Below are 17,588 nucleotides of genomic sequence, written 5' to 3'. Positions count from 1 at the left end.
GTTTAATAGGTTGGAGGCTCTGCATCAGCAGAGCCTTTTAACTCAGAGTTCCTTGTTGGGTGTGCTTCCCATGACAAAGCGCAATTCACCACCCGCCTTGATGTCTTTATGCTGGAAGGTGAGGTTTTCATCCAGAGGTTCACCATTGATGGTGACTTCCTGGACATATTTGTTATCCGGGCCGTTGTTCTCAGCAATGATGGTGAACTCGCCTCCTTCGACATCTATGCTGACCTTGTCGAACAGGGGGCGGCCAATGGTGTAGGTAGGATCAGAAGGGTTGATCTGGTAGAAGCCCATGGCACTGAGGATGTACCAGGCGGACATTTGGCCAACATCCTCATTGCCAATCAGGCCGTTGGACTCATTGGTGTAAAACTCATCCATGATCTGGTCCAGATACTTCTGGCTCTTCCAGGGAGTGTCACTCAGGCTGTAGAGGTAGGCAACGTGGTGAGAAGGCTCGTTACCATGAACGTACTGGCCAATGAAGCCGGTCATGTCCTGCAGGTCGCCACCGTCTTCTCCCTCATCGGCAGTAAACAGCTCGTCCAGATCATTGCCTAATTCAGTCGGGCCACCAATCAGTTCAATCAGACCGTCAATGTCGTGCATGGCACTCCACTTCCATTGCCAGGCGTTACCTTCGGTGTACCAGTAATGGTCAACCGTATAAGGATCAAACTCAGGCAGGAATTCGCCTTCAAACTGTTCTCTTGGCTGGAAAAAGCCATCCTTCCAGTGTGCTTTATACGACTTTGATCGTTCAAGGTAACGGTCGGCAATTTCGGTCCGGCCAGCTGCCTGAGCAGTCTGGGCGACAGAACCATCACCGATGGCAAACTCAAGTGTGTAGGAAACCGAGTTCCAGTTGGGTGTCCCCACAAAGCCATAATCTTCGTAGTACTCCATCTGGCCGGGCATTACGGACCCAAGGATATCTCCCCACTGCTGCTCGAAATCTTCGGGGTGGTAGTTGGTACTGGTCAGAGCGGCTTCCAGTGCGGCATTGGGGTCAACATCGAGACCTTTATTGATGGCGTCAGCAATGATGATAACCGCAGGATACCCAATCATGGTTCCGGTATAGCTGGAGTGCGCTTCCCACTTGGGCAGCAGGCCACCATGCTGCTGTTTGCGAATCAGGTCATTGGCGTACTGCTCAGCACGTTCGGGGTAAATGATGGTTTGCAGAGGATGGACAGCACGGAAGGTGTCCCACATGGAGTAAATGGAGTAGTTGGGCAGATCTTCTTCGGCTGTTTCAATCCGCTGTTCTTCACCGCCGTACATAGCCCGGTATTGGCCATCGACATCCTGATAAATCATGGGGGCCATCTGGGAGTGGTACATGGCGGTATAAAAGTTGGTTTTTTCAACTTCGCTGCCACCCTGAATATCGATTGCAGAAAGTTCTTCTCGCCACTCGTTCTCAGTCTGGGTTTTGACGGCAGTGAAGTCCCAGTCAGGTACTTCGGCTTCGAGGTTTTTCTGTGCCCCTTCGGTACTGACTGGAGAGATGGCCAGTTTAACCTCAAGTGGTTCAGTGCCAGGTTCAAACTCCAGATAGGATTGAATGTATTGGCCTTCTATCTTGCCTTCAGGAGCTTCAAACTCTGAAGTACTGGCAAGGATTCTGGAATCTTTGATGGGAGCAGAAAACTTCGCGTAAAAGTAGATATCCTGATTCTTGACCCAGTCGCCACTGAGGCGGCGTCCACGGATGGTGTACTCATCAATGATTTCAATTTCATTGGTGATGCTGCCGTTGCGTTCAGGATCCAGTGTGTGTCCAAGATCAAGCTTGATGTTTCGAGGGCGGCCCTCTGGGAAAGTGTACCGATGGAAGCCTACACGTTTGCTGGTGGTCAGTTCAGCTTTGATGTCGGATTCATTAAATGTCACCTGATAATATCCGGCGCTGGCAGACTCGTTGCTCTTGTCAAAAGTGGCTTGTTCAGACTGCTCTCCATCGCTGTAAGGAAGCACCAGGATGTCACCCAGATCGGTTACACCTGTGCCACTCAGGTGAGTGTGGCTGAAGCCATAAACGGGAATGTTTTTCTTTCTTTTACCATTGTCGTGGTAACCACTGGCGGAATCCCAGCCGGTCAGAGTGGTATCAGGGCTGAGTTGAACCATACCCTGTGGCGCCACAGCCCCGGGGAAAGTATGGCCTGATCCGCCAGTACCAATAAAAGGATTTACGTACTGAAGGAGATCTGTCGTTTCATTAGAAACGGTTGATTCATCATCATTGGAATCACATCCGGCCAGTGTTCCAAGGGTGGCGGCAATGGTGAGAGCCAGCAGACTTTTCTTAAGCATATTCACTCCAGCGAGCGCCCGGTTAAGCTCTAAATGGCTTTTTCAGGCATGCAGAGTCCCATAGCCTGCTCATAGAGTAAGGCCAGGAACCCTGAGGGTAAGGGGAATAAAAGGGGGGAGCAGGCTCCCTCCTGAATCAGTTCAGAGTTTTGGGTTCAGGTCCCATGACAAAGGTCAGATTGCCACCATCCCTGAATTCGGAGTGTTCGAAGAACAAGCCTTCTTCCAGCTCATGACCATTAATGGATACGCTCTGGACATAGATGTTATCGGGCCCATTGTTTTCAGCGGTGATGGTGAAGGTGCCATCGTCACCCAGTGGAATAGTGACCTTGTCAAAGAGTGGACGACCAATGGTGTATGTCGCATCCCCCGGAGTGATCTGGTAGAAGCCCAGGGCACTCATGACATACCAGGCAGACATGGCACCCACATCTTCATTTCCTACGATGCCTTCAGGTGTTGGCAGGTAGAATTCGTCCAGAATCTTGTCGACAATTTCCTGAGTCTTCCACGGCGTGTCTGTGTAGTTATAGAGATAAGGGACGTGCTGATCAGGCTCATTACCCTGAACGTACTGACCAATCAGGCCGGTCATATCACTGGTGCCTTCGTCTTCACGAGCATTGAAGAGTGCGTTCAGATTCTGTTTGAAAGCCTCTTCACCGCCCATAACGTCTTTCAGGCCAGGAATGTCCTGAGGCACAAACCAGGTCCACTGCCAGGAGTTCCCTTCTGTGTAGTCACCGGTTTCATGCTCGGCATTATAAGGATCAAAAGGTTCTCTCCAGCTGCCATCGAGCATTTTTGGGCGCATGAAGCCGGTTGCATTGTGTTCAGCGTAAGCATCTGGCTTGTAATCAAAGTACTGGCGGTAGCCCTGAGCTCTATCTTCATATTCCTTTTTCTTCTGATTATCGCCAGCGATCTCGGCAATCAGTGAGATAGTCCAGTCGTAATAGGCGTTCTCAAGACCGTAGGAAACGGATTCGTTGGTCTTGTCTGCCGGAGCAAAACCAATTTGTTCGATGTAGGCAATATGAGGTGTCATTACCCGGTTCAGGATGTAGGGGTCCCATTCAGGGAAATCCTGAGGGTGATAAGTTGAGCTGGCTACGGCAGCTTCCAGAGCCGCCTTGGCATCGACATTATCAGCCAGACCTTTGACCATGGCGTCGGCAATAATGGCTACAGACGGGTAGCCCACCATTGTGCCGGTATAGTTGGAGTGCAACTCCCACTTGGGTAACAGTCCACCCTCTTTGTATTTCTGAACAAGGTTTACTGCATATTCACCGGCTTTTTCAGGCTCGGTGATGGTTTTCAGCGGGTGCAGGGCGCGGAATGTGTCCCACATGGAATAGACGGTGTAGTTCTGGTAGTTGGCTGGAACGCCATCTTCTCCCGGACGGTATTCATTCTTGTCCATACCAAGATAGGTTCCATCAACATCCTGATGAACCATTGGGGCAATCTTGGTGTGATATAAGGCGGTGTAGAAATTGGTCAGTTCGGCATCGGTGCCGCCTTCAACCTCAAAGTCGTCCAGATTATCCAGCCAGATATTTTCCGCTTTGGTGACCGCTTCGTCGAAAGTGAGTTCATCCGCTTCTGCCGCCAGGTTTGCCTCAGCTCCGTCAGTGCTGACTGGAGACAGACCTACTTTGACTTCCAGAGGTGAACTGTCCTGCTCAAATTCGATGTAAGCGACAACATCACTGCCTTCGGCTTTATAGCTGCTGCCTGCTTGAGCCTCTCCCATACTGGTAATGATGTATTTCGCTATGGGCTTGTTGAATTTTGCTGTGAAGTAAACACGCTGATCAGGCGCCCAGCCACCGCTGTATCGTTTGCCAATAACGGTATAGTCATCCACCACTTCAAGCTCATTGATCAGGCTGACGCCGCCCCAGTCTTCATTCAGGGTGTGGCCCAGGTCAATCTTCAGCTTTTGTGTTTCACCTTCCGGGAAGGTGTAACGATGCATGCCAACACGTTGAGTAGCAGTAAGCTCTGCAACAATTCCCGTGTCGTCCAATTCAACCTGATAAAAACCGGGCTTGGCGCCTTCCTGGGATTTACGGAACTTGCTGGATTCACTCTTGTCGCCCGTGAAAGGCAGGAAGAGGATATCGCCGAGGTCGCCAATACCGGTGCCACTGAGGTGGGTATGGCTGAAGCCATAGATCGTGTCATTGTCATAATGATAACCGCTGGATGAATGCCAGCCTGTTAACTGGTTATCGGGACTTAACTGAACAAAACCTTCAGGGAGAACTGCACCGGGGAATGTGTGACCGTTAAAACCAGTACCGATGAAGGGGTCAACATATTTCAGAATCCCTGGGCCTTCCACATGGATGGCACTGTCTTCACCACCGGATACTACCGTTTCTTCATCATCATTGGAGTCACAACCTGCCAGAGCTGCAAGTGTGATGGCGATGGCCGCAGAGAGAACACTTTTTCTAAACAACATGTGTGTACCTTGCCAGAAAGCTTATTTGAAGCAGCCGAGTCCCGTCAGGCAGTGTGTGAGTGATGCCCTAATAACGATTGGCTGATTCTTTATCTTTAAGTAAGCGGGCTGTCAGAGTGGGTAGCTCTCTGAATCCGGGTGGGTGCCAGTTTCAGGACAGCCCGCTTAAATGGGGTTTGTCGTTCAGGTCATGGGTTGGTCGCAACAGGGCCTGAGGGGACGACAATTTAGTTACGTTTTTTATTCTCTGCATCGATCAGGGTGTGACCGATGCAAGGTGCAGGACTTACTTCTTCAGTTTCTTTTCAATTTGCTCAACGATCTGAGGTGCTTTTTTTACTGCATCCGCTACACCTACACGAATGATGGGCTTGCCGGTGAAGCGGCCTTCTTCCTTGATGGCAATGTCCTTCGTGAGCAGCACAAAGTCGGCATCACGGATTTCTTCCAGCTCAATTCTGTTTTCAATACCGTAGGAGCCCTGGGTTTCTACCTTGACGTTCCAGCCTTTCTCCTTTGCAGCATTTTCCAGTGCTTCTGCCGCCATGTAAGTGTGAGCTACACCGGAAGGACAGGAAGTAACAGCCAGCATTTTCATCGTTTTACTCCGTTTAAATCTGTTGAAACCAAAGGTTTTGTCAGGTGTCTGGAGCTCCGCTTTGGCGGAGCTCTTTATTGTTCAGTCGAATTCGAGAACCAGATCGTCAGAGTTATCCAGTGCTTCTTCTTTTTCTTCAGCCTTCTGATCAATAGGTTTCTTGAGGATGTTCACAATCAGTGCGGTAGTGGCAGCACCTGCGATAGTGGCAATGATGTAGCCCATGCGACCATCAACTACCGGCAGGACAATCCAGCCACCCCATGGTGCGTGGTTCAAAACCCCCATCTGGAAAGCAATCACGTTACCCACGATGCCACCGGCGACAATGGATGGGATAACACGCAGCGGATCGTTGGCGGCGAAAGGAATAGCGCCTTCAGTAATACCGATCATGCCCATCAGGCCAGCGGCACGACCAGCTTCACGCTCTTCGTCGGTGTAACGGCTTTTAGAGAGCAGGGTGGCCAGGAACATACCCAGAGGAGGTACACAGATAGCAACACCGACACCGCCCATCAGTTCCGGATGTTCGAAAACCTGGGTCTGGGCAAACAGGGTAGCTACTTTGTTGATTGGGCCACCCATATCGAATGCAGTCATACCACCCAGAACAGTGCCCAGGGCAACTTTTGATGCGTCACCCATGCCTGACAGCCAGCCATTCAGGGCTTCCATCAGAGCAGCGATAGGCTGGCCAATACCCCAGATAACGATGGCAGATACAATAAAAGTGCCGCCTATTGGCAGGATGAAGTAGGTGGAAACTGCCTTGAACTTGTTAGACAGTGGAATTCTTTTTAGCTGATTAACGATGTAACCCGCGAGAAAGCCAACAATGATGGCACCCAGAAAACCGGTACCGTTGGCGTTAGCCAGATAGGCACCGATCATGCCAGGAGCCAGAGCAGGGCGATCGGCAATAGAGTAAGCAATATAGCCACCCAGAACCGGTACAAAAAGAGTAAATCCTGCAATCCCCATGTCCCAGATGCCGGTCAGGAAAACGCCTTCAGGTTGGGCGCCTTTACCGTTCAGCATCACCGACAAAGCCAGCAATACACCACCGGCGACGATAAAGGGCAGCATGTGGCTGGTACCTGTCAGCAGATGCCGCTTCAGGGTTGCAAGATCATTCTTCATATCGGGTTCTACTCTTCATCAGGTGCTGTAAAAAGGGGTCACAAACCTGAACAGCTCGTTAACATTGTTGAAAACTATAAGAGAAGAAAAATGCAGCGGAAATCTGACAAATGAAACGTATGACGGACTTTTGTAACAACGTGAACATTTGTTGACGTATATCAACAAATGAAAATAGTGAAAATAAATGAATGTTAATAAGGGGAAAAGAGTGAATATCTGGTTTTGAACGGCAATATATATCAGCTCACAATTAATCTATGTTGATTAACTATTTTGTTAGCCATTATCTTCACTTATGCAACGCTCGTTGAATATCAATTTTTCCAAAGAGACGATAGAAAAAATGTAACAAGGAGATAAGACAGGCGAAAAAACCTTAAAAAAATAGTGGTTTTAAAATTCTGTTTGATTATTGAACTGAAAATGTATTTTTGTAATCATCTGCTTCGGAAAATGCATATAAGTCATTCGTCTTTCGATAGCATTACGGTGTTGTGTAGGTTTTTTTACTGTGGGTTTTCTTGCGAATTTTGAGAGCAGGAGAAAATCTCAGTACAGAATGATAAAGAAAAACAGTAAATAAGTACCCATGAGATAACACTTTATAGTTCTTAGGTTCTGTAAGCCAAATGTGTCGTGTCAGAGTGTGATGCGATTCATGAAATTACTGCTGTGATCAAGGAACGATCATGAAATCAACTCTTTACTCTTGCCGAAAGCGTGTGAGGTTGATTTTACCCTCGTTAGTTACTTGGAAACATCAAGGATGAAGTTAGATTCTGTCTTTTATTATCTTGGTCGTTTCCGTTTCAACAATCGGGTGTAAGTTGAAGGGCGGTAGCGTGCCCAAAAGTCATATCGAGAAGAAAGTCTGCTTGGTTCAAGAGTTAGCAAGAGATAAATAGTGAAGAAGAAGCTGTGACGGATATTGATTGTAGACTCGTTAGGAAAAGCCTTCTTCTTCTCTTTATCTTTTCCTCAAGTATTAGGGCCGACGAGTGTATAAGGGTTTTGTCTCTTGATTCTGTATGTCTGCATGCAGACATCACGGCAGAGGCTAAATATGATGATAATGTCTTTCGCAGTCACAGCAAGACAGGCTCTCAGGTTTATGTTCTTAGTCAGCAATTTTCTTCTTTTCTTAAGAATGACAACAACCTCTATAAACTGACCTTAAGTACAGCTAGAAATGATTATTCAAGGTTTCAATCAGGAAGTTTTCTAGATTATGGTCTTTCAGGAACGATCAAGCATGAACTGAATAGCCGACATAGAATCAATATGAAGATAAACGATGAAGTATCTCATGATGTTGGCTCAGAAGAAGAGGGGGAAAGCCTCTTTCCTGAATACAGGCAGCGGATGATTTCTGGAAAATATGGTTTTGGCTCTAAAAAGGCGAAAGCCCACATAGACTTTGAATATCAGCTAAACACTAGAAACTATGAAGATGATGATTTCTACGATCGGCAGGTAGAAGAATATGGCTCATCATTTTACTTGCAATTGAAGCCTGACACAGATGCAGTATTCGAAGCCTCTCGTCGTTCATTACAATATCTTGATCTGAACAGTACAGGCTATGTAATCACCAGTTATCTGGCTGGCTTTAACTGGGATTACAGCCCAAAGACATCGTTCTTTCTTAAACTGGGTCGTCGATACAGAGCAACCGATGCGAGTCAGGCAGGAAAAGAAGGTTTTACCGGATGGGATGCAGGTCTCACCTACAAGCCGAGAACTTACTCGATAATCAGGCTGACAACCGGCCAGGACTATGGTTTGGATTCTGATGAGCCACAAAGTGCTGATTTCACCCGAGGCCGTTTTATTCGGTTCTCTTGGCGTCATGACTGGAGAGAAAGATTAACCAGCAGAGTGGGCTGGAGTTTTTCAGATGACTGGGTACTTGATGGATTGGGTACCAGTCTTAAACAGAGAGACATTTATAAATACTCACTTGGCTTATCCTATGAGCCACGACGTTGGCTCACTGTATCGTTGGACTGGGAATATACCGTCAGGAGAGAGGATCCTGTTTCTCCTGAATCTGAGCCAGAAGGATACGCTCGAAACCGTTATGTATTGACCGGAAAATTCAGCCTCTGAACCAGAGGTTATATGGACGTAAGAAGTGAAAAAAATAATAACAATAATCCAGCTGTTTCTACTGACCAGTTTGTTTTCTTCTGTTGCCCTGAGCAATCTCAATTCTTTGGAAAGCTCATCTTATCAGCTCAGTGTGGGCGATCGAATCAGTGTCACGGTCTATGGCGAAGCAGAGATGGGTCTGAAAGAAACCAGGCTCAGTGATGCCGGCACCATTTCCATGCCATTTATTGGTGAGATTAAAGTCAGCGGGATGTCAGTAGGACGCTTGCAAAGATACATTGAAGGCAAGCTCAGAGGAGATTATCTGGTTGAGCCTAGTGTCACAGTGAGAATACTGGAGTATCGCAAGTTTTTTGTAAGGGGCCAGGTTAAAAAGCCAGGTGCCTTTGCTTTTGAGCCCGGGCTGACATTAGGAAAAGCGGTAGCGCTGGCGGGTGGTTTTACCGAGCGGGCTTCTAAGAAAACGGTAAAAGTTGTCAGGGAAGATGTTCAGGGAGAACAAAGTACCTTGACCTTCAAGCTGAACGAACGCCTTCAGCCAGGTGATATCATTAACGTCCAAGAAAGCTTCTTTTGATGAATCAGCCTGTACAGTATTCAACCGTAGTAAAGTCGAGAGATACAGAAGTTATATCCATCAGTGAACTCTTCAGTGTTTTGAAGATTTATCGATGGTTGATTCCGGCTTTTACTCTTCTTGTGACGTTAGCTGCCGTTTTCTATGTGCAGAGTCTCAAACCTCAGTATCGGGCAACTGCGACACTGATGATTGAAGACAGGGATAAGAGCATTATTTCTATCAAAGACGTCTATGGCATTGCCGGCAGTGATACCTATCTGAACACTCAATATGAAATCCTGAGATCGAGGGCTGTCATGGAGAGAGCCCTGCGTGATCTGATCAGGCAGGGCAAGATGTCATTGGACAACTCTGAGCAGGGTTTCAACATGCTGCTGGATGAGTTTGCTAAGCAAGTTTCTGTCAGTCCCGTTAGAAAAACCCAGATCGTTTACATCGCCTATCAGTCCGAAGATCCGGAGCTGGCTGCAAGTGCTGCAAATGCTATTGCCCATGCCTATAAAGAAGCCTGGCTCGATTCAAGACTGGCAGTGACAACCCATGCCAAAGGCTGGATGCAGGTCCGGCTCAAGGATCTGACAGCAGAGCTTGAAGAGGCAGAGCAGGCTCTTCAGAGTTACCGAGACCGTGAAGGATTGATCGATCTGGGAGGAGATCTGGTATTGTCCAGAAGTGAGTTAACCGCGCTCACTCAGTCCCTGGCGGCCATTCGGGGGCAGCTGGCTAAAGTAGAAAGTGTCTATCTGCAAATCAGGAATACCGGAAAAGATAACTTTGAGGACCTGGGTTCTCTACCTGTTGTTCTTCAAAGTGGCTTGATACAGAGGCTGAAGGAAGACAAGTCGGTACTGGAGCGAGAAGTTGAGGAACTCTCTCGTCGTTATGGGCCCAAGCACCCGAAGATGAAGTCCGCACTCAGCAAACTTGAAAGCATTAATCAGAACGTCCAGAAGCAGATAAGAAAAATTGTTCAGGGTGCAGAGCGAGAGTATGAAGTGGCGCTGGCCAGTGAGAAAGCGGTTCAGGCCAATGTTGGAAAAGCCAGAGCCCAGGTTCAAGAAATCAACCGTAAACAGTTTCGACTGAATGAGCTGGAGCGTCAGGTTCAGACGAAGCGGGATCTATACGATGTTTTCTTTACCCGTATTGGTGAGACCCAGGCTACTTCTGATCTGAATACCAGCAATGCCAGAATTATTGATGAAGCCATTGTGCCTCTGCATCCTTACAGTCCGAAAAAGAAGCTGATAGTTATGGCGGCCGCTGTCATCGCTCTTGTCTTGTCTTTAGTCTTGGTTGTGATCCGGGAAATGTTGGACAACACAATCCGGATCTCCAGAGATGTTGAAGAAAAGCTTCAGCAGAGGCTACTGGCGGTAATACCTGAAAAGAAACAGCCTAAACGTAAAGGGAAAGGTCTTTTGAGGTTTTCTCCAGAGTCTCCTGATACGTTTTCTGAATCTATCAGAACCATTCGCTCTAGCATTCAGTTGAACCGGTCCAGCCCAGATCAAAAGGTGTTTGCAGTCACTTCAACGGTAGCATCAGAGGGAAAAACCAGTATTGCACTGAATACGGCCCTGGCCTTTGCCGAGCTCGGACGAACTTTATTGGTTGAAGCCAATCTGAGAAAGCCTGCTATTCAACAGCATCTTGACGATGAAGTTTTCACTGGAGGGTTAGTCGATATCCTGCAAAGTCAGGCGCAGGTTGAGTCTTGTATCACTCAGCATGGAAAGTTGGCCGTTCTATCATCCGGGCTTGAAACTGCGGCTGCACAGGAGCTGCTTGCCTCTGAAAGGTTTTCGAATCTGCTTGGGTTGCTAAAGGAACAATACGACTATGTTTTTATAGACTGCCCCCCGGTTGAAAAGGTAAGTGATGCTTTAGTGGTGGCGAGGGTCTGTGATGGGGTTCTGTATGTCGTAGGTGCAGGAAAAGCCAATGTTGAGCGTATCAGTTCAGAAACAGGGCGTATTATTCAGTCAGGAGCCAGTATCGCAGGTGTGATACTGAATAAGGCTGACCCTTCAAGAACTCTGTATAAGAGCTAAAGCATTGATTTCTGTTAACAGGTCAGAACTCAGACAGTTTGTATTAGCTTTCATCATTGTTTTCTCGTTGATGTTCAACTCCATGTTTGGGGCATTGGCCGGGCTGATATTTCTGGCTGCAGGCATGCTGGTTTTGATACTCGATTATGGTCAGTCGCTGGCATTTTGTCGCAGGCACTGGGTGATCCTGCTGATTCCTGTACTGGCCATGCTTTCTTTTCTATGGTCTGAGCAGCCGGGCAAGAGTCTTCGAAGCGGCTTTCAGTTGTTTCTTACCAGCATAATTGCCATTGTTCTGGCGGAAAGCACTAGAGACGATATTTTTCTGCCGGCAGCAGCTTGTGCGATGTTGATTGCGATGCTGATGTCCCTTTTTTTTGGCAGAACAGCGATCAATGGGTTGACTCAGGAAGTGGTTCTGACCGGCATCTACCAGAGTAAAAACTTTCTGTCCGTGCACTCGGCTCTGAGTGTTTTTACGGGTCTGACGTTGATGTTTAATCGTCACCAAGGACTGATCTTCAGAGGGCTGGGAGCCCTGCTGATGTTAACCAGTTTCATTGTACTGATTAACGCGAAGTCCCTGGGTGGACTGGTGGCTGTCATCATGAGTGTTGTTGCTGGCCTGATTGTCATCCTTTACCTGAATTGGGAGATGAGAGGTTTCAGTCGCAGAGCTATCAATTTTTTTCTGATTCTTACCGCTGTTTGTTTGGGTTTTGCCATCGTTATCTTTGTCTCGCAGGGGTATTTTGATGAGCTTATGTACAGCCTTAACAAGGACCCCACTCTGACCGGGCGAACTTATATCTGGCAAAGAGGGCTAGAGTTTTTTTGGTCGAACCCGGTCTTGGGAGCTGGATTTCAGGCTGTTTTTTATCAGGGAAACGGTGTCGCAGAGGATATCTGGGAAGCTTTGAACTTTGCATCCGGGGCTAAATTCAACTTTCACAACATGTTTGTGGACATTCTGATTGAACTGGGAGCGGTTGGATTAACGATTTTTCTGGTCGTTATATTCATTCAGTGTCGCAGGGTTCTTTTGGAGCGCTCAATAGCGTTGGGCAGCCGGGAGAGCTATGCGGTGTTTATATTTATCTTCATGCTCTCTCAGACCATTCTTGAGGTTAGCTGGTTCAGGGAGTTTTCCATGATGCAGCTACTGATCTGTTTTTCCTGGGTTTATCTGACGCCTCGTTCAGAAGTCAAACCCATCCGCATTGTTTATCAATAACAAAGCCGTTTTGCAGGATTAAAGTATGGCTGAACAAGATGTTCTGGTAGTGATTCCCTGTCTCAATGAATCTTCTCATATTGAGTCATTAATACGACAGATTTTAAATAATTATCAAAAAAGCAAAGTCGTGATAGCTGATGGTGGTAGCAGTGATGGAACCCGTGACATAGTCAAAAGATTATCGGATGAGGATGGCCGGGTAAGCCTGTTGGATAATCCGAAGAAAATTCAAAGTGCGGGGGTCAACCTTGCTATAGAAGAGTTTGGTGAAGGGTATGAGTGTTTTATAAGGCTGGATGCACATGCTACATATCCTGAAGACTTTATCGCCCAGTTGATGGCCGAGTTTGACAGGTCGTCTGCTGATTCTGTGGTGGTGTCCATGAAAAGCTGTGGTAGCTCTCGCTTTCAGGAAATGGTAGCCATCACCCAGAACTCAAGGTTGGGTAATGGTGGTTCGGCTCACAGGAAAGAAGTGCTGCAAGGACAGTGGGTGAATCATGGTCATCATGCATTGATGAGAGTGTCTGCTTTTCGCGCTGTAGGTGGCTATGACGAGTCGTATATAGCGAATGAGGACTTTGAGCTGGATCATCGACTCACACAGGCGGGTTACAGAATCTGGCATACTGCTGAAACGGTCATGAGCTATTATCCGAGAAGTACACTGACATCATTATTCGCTCAGTATCATCGCAATGGTGTTGGAGTAGCCAACCATACCATACAGCACAAGAAATCCCTGAAGCTGAGACAGGCCCTGCCTATGTTGGTGTTTCCTTCGGCGTTATTATTGTTGCTGGTCCCCATCAATCATATCTTCTTTTTGCCCATAGCGGCCTGGACATTGGTTTGTGCAGGATATGGGCTGGTTTTAGGTGTCCGAAATCGTTCTGTATACAGCTGTCTTTCAGGTTTGGCGGCTGCAGCGATGCACATGGGATGGTCTTTGGGGTTTTGTCGTGAATTAGTCAAGGTATTGAGGAGTCGACTACAGGGAAGAGCATTTTAATATGGATGTATGCGTAGCCATCTGTACTTTTCAGCGCCCAGCTATCAGAAAGACATTAGAGTCTCTGGCTCGGCAAAAGATTCCGGAAGGTGTGCAATTGTCGGTGAGAGTGGCGGACAATGATCTTGAGCCGGTAATGAAGAGCCGAATTCTGGCTATAGCGGCTGAAACCGGTCTGAATCTTAGCTATGTACATGCTCCCTATCGAAATATATCTATAGCCAGAAATGCCTGCCTGAACAATCTTGCTGCAGACTATCTGATCTTTATTGATGATGACGAAGAAGTCTCTGAAGGATGGCTGAGTGCCATGCTGGTAAAAGCTGAAAGTACGGACGCTCAGGTAGTTTTTGGACCGGTCATGGCCATTTATCCGGAAATTTGTCCTGAATGGATGAAGCATTGCGATCTTCATACGACAAAACCTGACTATGAAGAGGGTGTTATCAAGACCGGCTACACCGGTAATACACTCTTGGATATGCGATCTGAATTCATTCGTGGAGAAGCTTTCAGCCTGTCTCTGGGACAGACGGGAGGTGAAGATACCGAGTTTTTTTTCCGCTTGTTCAAGAAGGGGGCAAAACTGGTCTATGAAGAGAATGCTGTTGCTTATGAAGAAGTGCCTGAAAACAGGGCGAAGTTAAGCTGGTTGATCAAGAGACGTTATTGTGCCGGGCAGTCCCATGGCCAACGGCTGATCGCTGATCGAAACAACACCAGTGCGATTGAGCTGTCGAAAGCTGGGGTCAAGGTATTGATCTGTTTTGTCAGCTCACTGCTGTTATCAATACATCCAGTGAAGAGAAACTACTGGTTATTACGGGGTTTCCTTCATCTTGGGGTCACTTCCAAGCTTATTGGTAGAGATGACCTGAAGCAGTATTAGCTTCAGAGATTTCCGAGAAGAACAAGAATAATGGAATCCTCGACGTCGAGGTTAATCTGGTTAAGTAGTCAGTATGTCCGATAAAAGTTCAATGACCAGGGGAGTGATATGGCTGTTTATCAGCAAGTTTTTCCCACCGGCCATAACCTTTGCTGTTTTTACCTACACTGCCAGGATTCTCAGTCCTGAAGATTTTGGTCTGGTGGCGTTTGCCCTGGCAGTGATATTTCTGGCGGCCTGCCTGCTTCCCAGTGGCTGGCGTGACGGTCTGATCAAATTTGAAGAGATTGATAGCCGGCACATCAGCAGTGTTTTCTGGTTCAATCTTCTGGTTGCGCTGGTGATCAGCGCAGTATTGATTGGATTCAGCTACCTGCCGCTGTTCAGGTTTCAAACGGATGTGTTTAATCTGGCATTAAGAATTCTTTGCCTCAAGCTGCTCGTTGATGGCTTGTTTAACACTTTGAATGCAGTGCTTCTGCGTGAACAGAAGTACACAACCATTGCCGTCAGGGTGACGCTATCAACTTTTCTGTCGGCGGCCATCATAATTGCTCTCATTCAGGCTGACTTTGGAGTCTGGGCTCTGATTTGGTCTCAGGTCATACTTTCAGTGGTTAACTTTATCGCGGTGTTAATTCCTACCAGAGGCTACCTGAAGTGCTACTGTTCATTGCGTATACTCAAGTCGATGGCTTCATTCGGCTGGTATAGCACGGTGACTACCGGGCTTTCAGAGCTGGGAAAACACTACGACTCTGTCATCATCGGCTCCTTTCTTGGCAATAAAGAGTTAGGTTTTTTCAATGTTGCCAAACGGCTTTCGGATATTGTCAGTGATATCTGCATTGGCACCATAAATGATGTCAACTTCCCTCTTCTGGCATCTCAACAAAGTGATTTTGAACGGGTCAGATCTTCATTTCAGAACTCTGTCTATCTCACCTCCATGCTGCTGTTTCCGGTATTTACCCTGTTGTTTATTGAAGCAGATCTGATCTTCAGCATCTTGTTTACAGAACAGTGGAGCAGTGCCGTGGGCGTTTTTCAGGCGTTCTGCATCATTCTCTTCAGCATTGCACTGGGGGTTCCACAAAAGAGCATTATTCTGATCTGTGATCATGCTCAGTGGTGGGTGAGAAGACAGGTAACCCTGCTGATGATAATTATGCCTCTGACGGCGCTGGCAGCTTCCCAGGGCATGGCGTTGTTGTTGGTAGTGTTTGTTTTCAGCAAGTTTATTTTTTGCTCCATCTCCATGATCAAATCCTGTGACTTGCTGGATCTCAAATTGACGGAGTATCTGGGCAATATTCGGGTAGCTATTCTGGGATGTCTTTCATTCAGTGCTGTCCTCTATGTGGCTGAGAGCACTTTTCAGCTTCATCCAGTCATTAATCTGGTGGTGGATGCAGCTATTGCTGCTTCTATTTACCTGTTTGTCGTCATGCTGCTGGATTATCAGCGAGTCAAGTCAACGCTATGCGATCTGATGCCAAGATATCAGCCTCTGTTTGAGAAGCTGGAATGCTGTTTGAACTTAATTTTCAGGTGATCAATGAAGTTAACGTTTTACCGGGGTGAAGTGCCGAATTTCGGAGATGAGTTGAACAGCATTTTGTGGGATGAACTCATTGAGCCAGGCTTTTTTAATGATGATGAAAGTCAGCTGTTTTTAGGCGTCGGGTCAATCATCTGGAACGATTTTAATCCCAGAGCCAAAAAACTGGTGGTTGGATCAGGCTACGGAGGTTACACCGACTTGCCTGATGTGCATGACGGTAACTGGCAGTTCAGTTTTGTTCGGGGGCCCCGGACTGCAGCTCTTCTGGGGCTGGATAAAAACCTGGCGATTACTGACTCGGCGATTTTGACACACTTTGCTGACATACCATCAACTGAGAAAAGATTTAAAGCGAGCTTTATGCCTCATTTTCAAAGCATAGAGAGGGGGAATTGGAAGCAGGCTTGCGAGCTTGCAGATATCCATTTTATTGATCCACGTGATGACGTTAAGAAGATCCTGAATGACATTCAGCAAAGTGAACTGGTTATTTCAGAGGCTATGCATGGGGCCATTCTGGCCGATACGCTGAGAACTCCCTGGCTGGCTGTGGAGCCTTTGGCCAGTCAGCATCGAAACAAATGGTATGACTGGAGCGAATCACTGGAGATGACACTGGAGTTTAAACCCATGCCAGCTTCAAGTATCAGGGATTTCTGGGCAAAGGTAACAGGTGGAACCGGTCTGGGCAGAAAAAGTCAGATAGCAGAAAGAGTTCTGGCTTTTACTCAGGATTACTTCGTTAAAGACGCCGCAAGTCGCTTAAATAGGCTATCTAAAGAAACGGGCTTCCTCAGTGATGAAGCTATTTTCAAGAGCAAAGCCCATCAGGCTCTGGAAGCTTTATCAACCATTGCCCCCGTTAAAGTTTGAATCAGCTCTACTGATGGAAAGAGAGCAAGGAAGACTCCTGACCTGAACAGAAGAATAAAAATTGAAGATGTTTGACCATGATTATCAGTAAACCGGAAATAACCCGCAGTAATGGTGTAGCCAGGTACTCGGCAAGAATCAGTCATGCCCTCGGTAATGAGACGTTGAAATACTCCGTCCAAGATGAGTTTTTCGAACTGATGTCGGACAGAGCAGACGCGGCATTATTAGCGCTTTTAATTCCGGCGATGAGCAGGGGGGAGCCTATCAAGGTTGAGGGTGCTGTTTCTGAACACCTCTACCATCATCTGTCTGGACCTTATCAACATGTACTGAAAAGTATTATGCCCCATCTGCAATTGATCGAAATTTGTGCAGATCAGATCGTCAATTCTTCGTATGATGGCAAAGGCGTGGCAACCGGCTTTTCTGGTGGCATTGATTCATACTGTACGCTGGCTGACTACTTTTATTCAGAGGTTTCGCCCGGCTTCAAAGTAACCCATCTGATCTATAACAATGTCGGCTCTCATGGCAAGAAGACAAACCCTGAAATACTCTTCAATGACCGCTACGAAGCATTGAAGCCAGTAGCTGAAAAAATCGGGTTGCCTTTTATCAAGGTTAATTCAAACCTCGACCATTTCTATTGTGATCGCTTGCATTTCATGCAGACCCACACGGCAAGAAATACCTCAGTAGCTTTGCTGTTGCAG

Annotated in this window: 13 protein-coding genes; 9 read left to right on the top strand and 4 right to left on the bottom strand. The window is 47.2% G+C overall.

From position 1 onward, the window contains the following. Positions 1 to 42 precede the first annotated feature (42 nt). The 4 genes from WG89_RS15205 to WG89_RS15190 form a co-directional block, all read right to left on the bottom strand. Positions 43 to 2,328: a GH92 family glycosyl hydrolase gene (locus WG89_RS15205; protein ID WP_062267619.1), complete on the bottom strand. Its 2,286-nt coding sequence runs from the start codon at positions 2,326 to 2,328 to the stop codon at positions 43 to 45. A gap of 136 nt (positions 2,329 to 2,464) precedes the next feature. Beyond that, positions 2,465 to 4,807: a GH92 family glycosyl hydrolase gene (locus WG89_RS15200; RefSeq protein ID WP_062267617.1), complete on the bottom strand. Its 2,343-nt coding sequence runs from the start codon at positions 4,805 to 4,807 to the stop codon at positions 2,465 to 2,467. A gap of 286 nt (positions 4,808 to 5,093) precedes the next feature. Further along, positions 5,094 to 5,405 carry a PTS fructose-like transporter subunit IIB gene (locus tag WG89_RS15195; protein ID WP_062267615.1) on the bottom strand — a complete coding sequence of 104 codons (312 nt, stop codon included), beginning with the start codon at positions 5,403 to 5,405 and terminating at the stop codon, positions 5,094 to 5,096. Between the two features lie 81 nt (positions 5,406 to 5,486). Beyond that, a complete protein-coding gene (locus WG89_RS15190; RefSeq protein ID WP_062267613.1) occupies positions 5,487 to 6,548 on the bottom strand; it encodes a PTS fructose transporter subunit EIIC in 1,062 nt (353 codons plus the stop codon). Positions 6,549 to 7,469: 921 nt separating this feature from the next. Here WG89_RS15190 and WG89_RS15185 point away from each other — a divergent pair. From WG89_RS15185 to WG89_RS15145, 9 genes are all read left to right on the top strand, one after another. Next, complete coding sequence (locus WG89_RS15185) at positions 7,470 to 8,660, top strand: hypothetical protein (protein ID WP_153301618.1); 1,191 nt, start codon at positions 7,470 to 7,472, stop codon at positions 8,658 to 8,660. 25 nt (positions 8,661 to 8,685) lie between these two features. Continuing rightward, positions 8,686 to 9,240, top strand: coding sequence for a polysaccharide biosynthesis/export family protein (locus WG89_RS15180; protein WP_062267609.1), 555 nt, complete (start codon positions 8,686 to 8,688; stop codon positions 9,238 to 9,240). Then, complete coding sequence (locus tag WG89_RS15175; protein ID WP_062267607.1) at positions 9,240 to 11,297, top strand: GumC family protein; 2,058 nt, start codon at positions 9,240 to 9,242, stop codon at positions 11,295 to 11,297. The genes WG89_RS15180 and WG89_RS15175 overlap by 1 nt, the downstream gene beginning before the upstream one ends. A 4-nt stretch (positions 11,298 to 11,301) precedes the next feature. Beyond that, the gene (locus WG89_RS15170; RefSeq protein ID WP_062267605.1) at positions 11,302 to 12,531 is read left to right on the top strand and encodes an O-antigen ligase family protein; all 1,230 of its coding nucleotides are present in this window, start codon (positions 11,302 to 11,304) and stop codon (positions 12,529 to 12,531) included. A gap of 25 nt (positions 12,532 to 12,556) precedes the next feature. Continuing rightward, positions 12,557 to 13,546: a glycosyltransferase family 2 protein gene (locus WG89_RS15165; protein ID WP_062267603.1), complete on the top strand. Its 990-nt coding sequence runs from the start codon at positions 12,557 to 12,559 to the stop codon at positions 13,544 to 13,546. A gap of 1 nt (position 13,547) precedes the next feature. After that, entirely contained in the window at positions 13,548 to 14,435 is an 888-nt protein-coding gene (locus WG89_RS15160) for a glycosyltransferase family 2 protein (RefSeq protein ID WP_062267601.1), read from the top strand. Positions 14,436 to 14,508: 73 nt separating this feature from the next. Next, positions 14,509 to 15,990: an oligosaccharide flippase family protein gene (locus WG89_RS15155; RefSeq protein ID WP_062267598.1), complete on the top strand. Its 1,482-nt coding sequence runs from the start codon at positions 14,509 to 14,511 to the stop codon at positions 15,988 to 15,990. A gap of 3 nt (positions 15,991 to 15,993) precedes the next feature. Beyond that, complete coding sequence (locus WG89_RS15150; RefSeq protein ID WP_062267596.1) at positions 15,994 to 16,872, top strand: polysaccharide pyruvyl transferase family protein; 879 nt, start codon at positions 15,994 to 15,996, stop codon at positions 16,870 to 16,872. A 77-nt stretch (positions 16,873 to 16,949) separates the two neighbouring features. Continuing rightward, positions 16,950 to 17,588, top strand: a 639-nt coding sequence (locus tag WG89_RS15145) for a hypothetical protein (RefSeq protein WP_216638497.1), incomplete at its 3' end; no start/stop codon positions are given.

Origin of the sequence: Endozoicomonas arenosclerae (assembly GCF_001562015.1) — a bacterium.
In the GTDB taxonomy this organism is placed as follows: domain Bacteria; phylum Pseudomonadota; class Gammaproteobacteria; order Pseudomonadales; family Endozoicomonadaceae; genus Endozoicomonas_A; species Endozoicomonas_A arenosclerae.
Note: the sequence above shows the minus strand (reverse complement) of the source record. Positions and strands in the feature narration are given on the sequence as shown.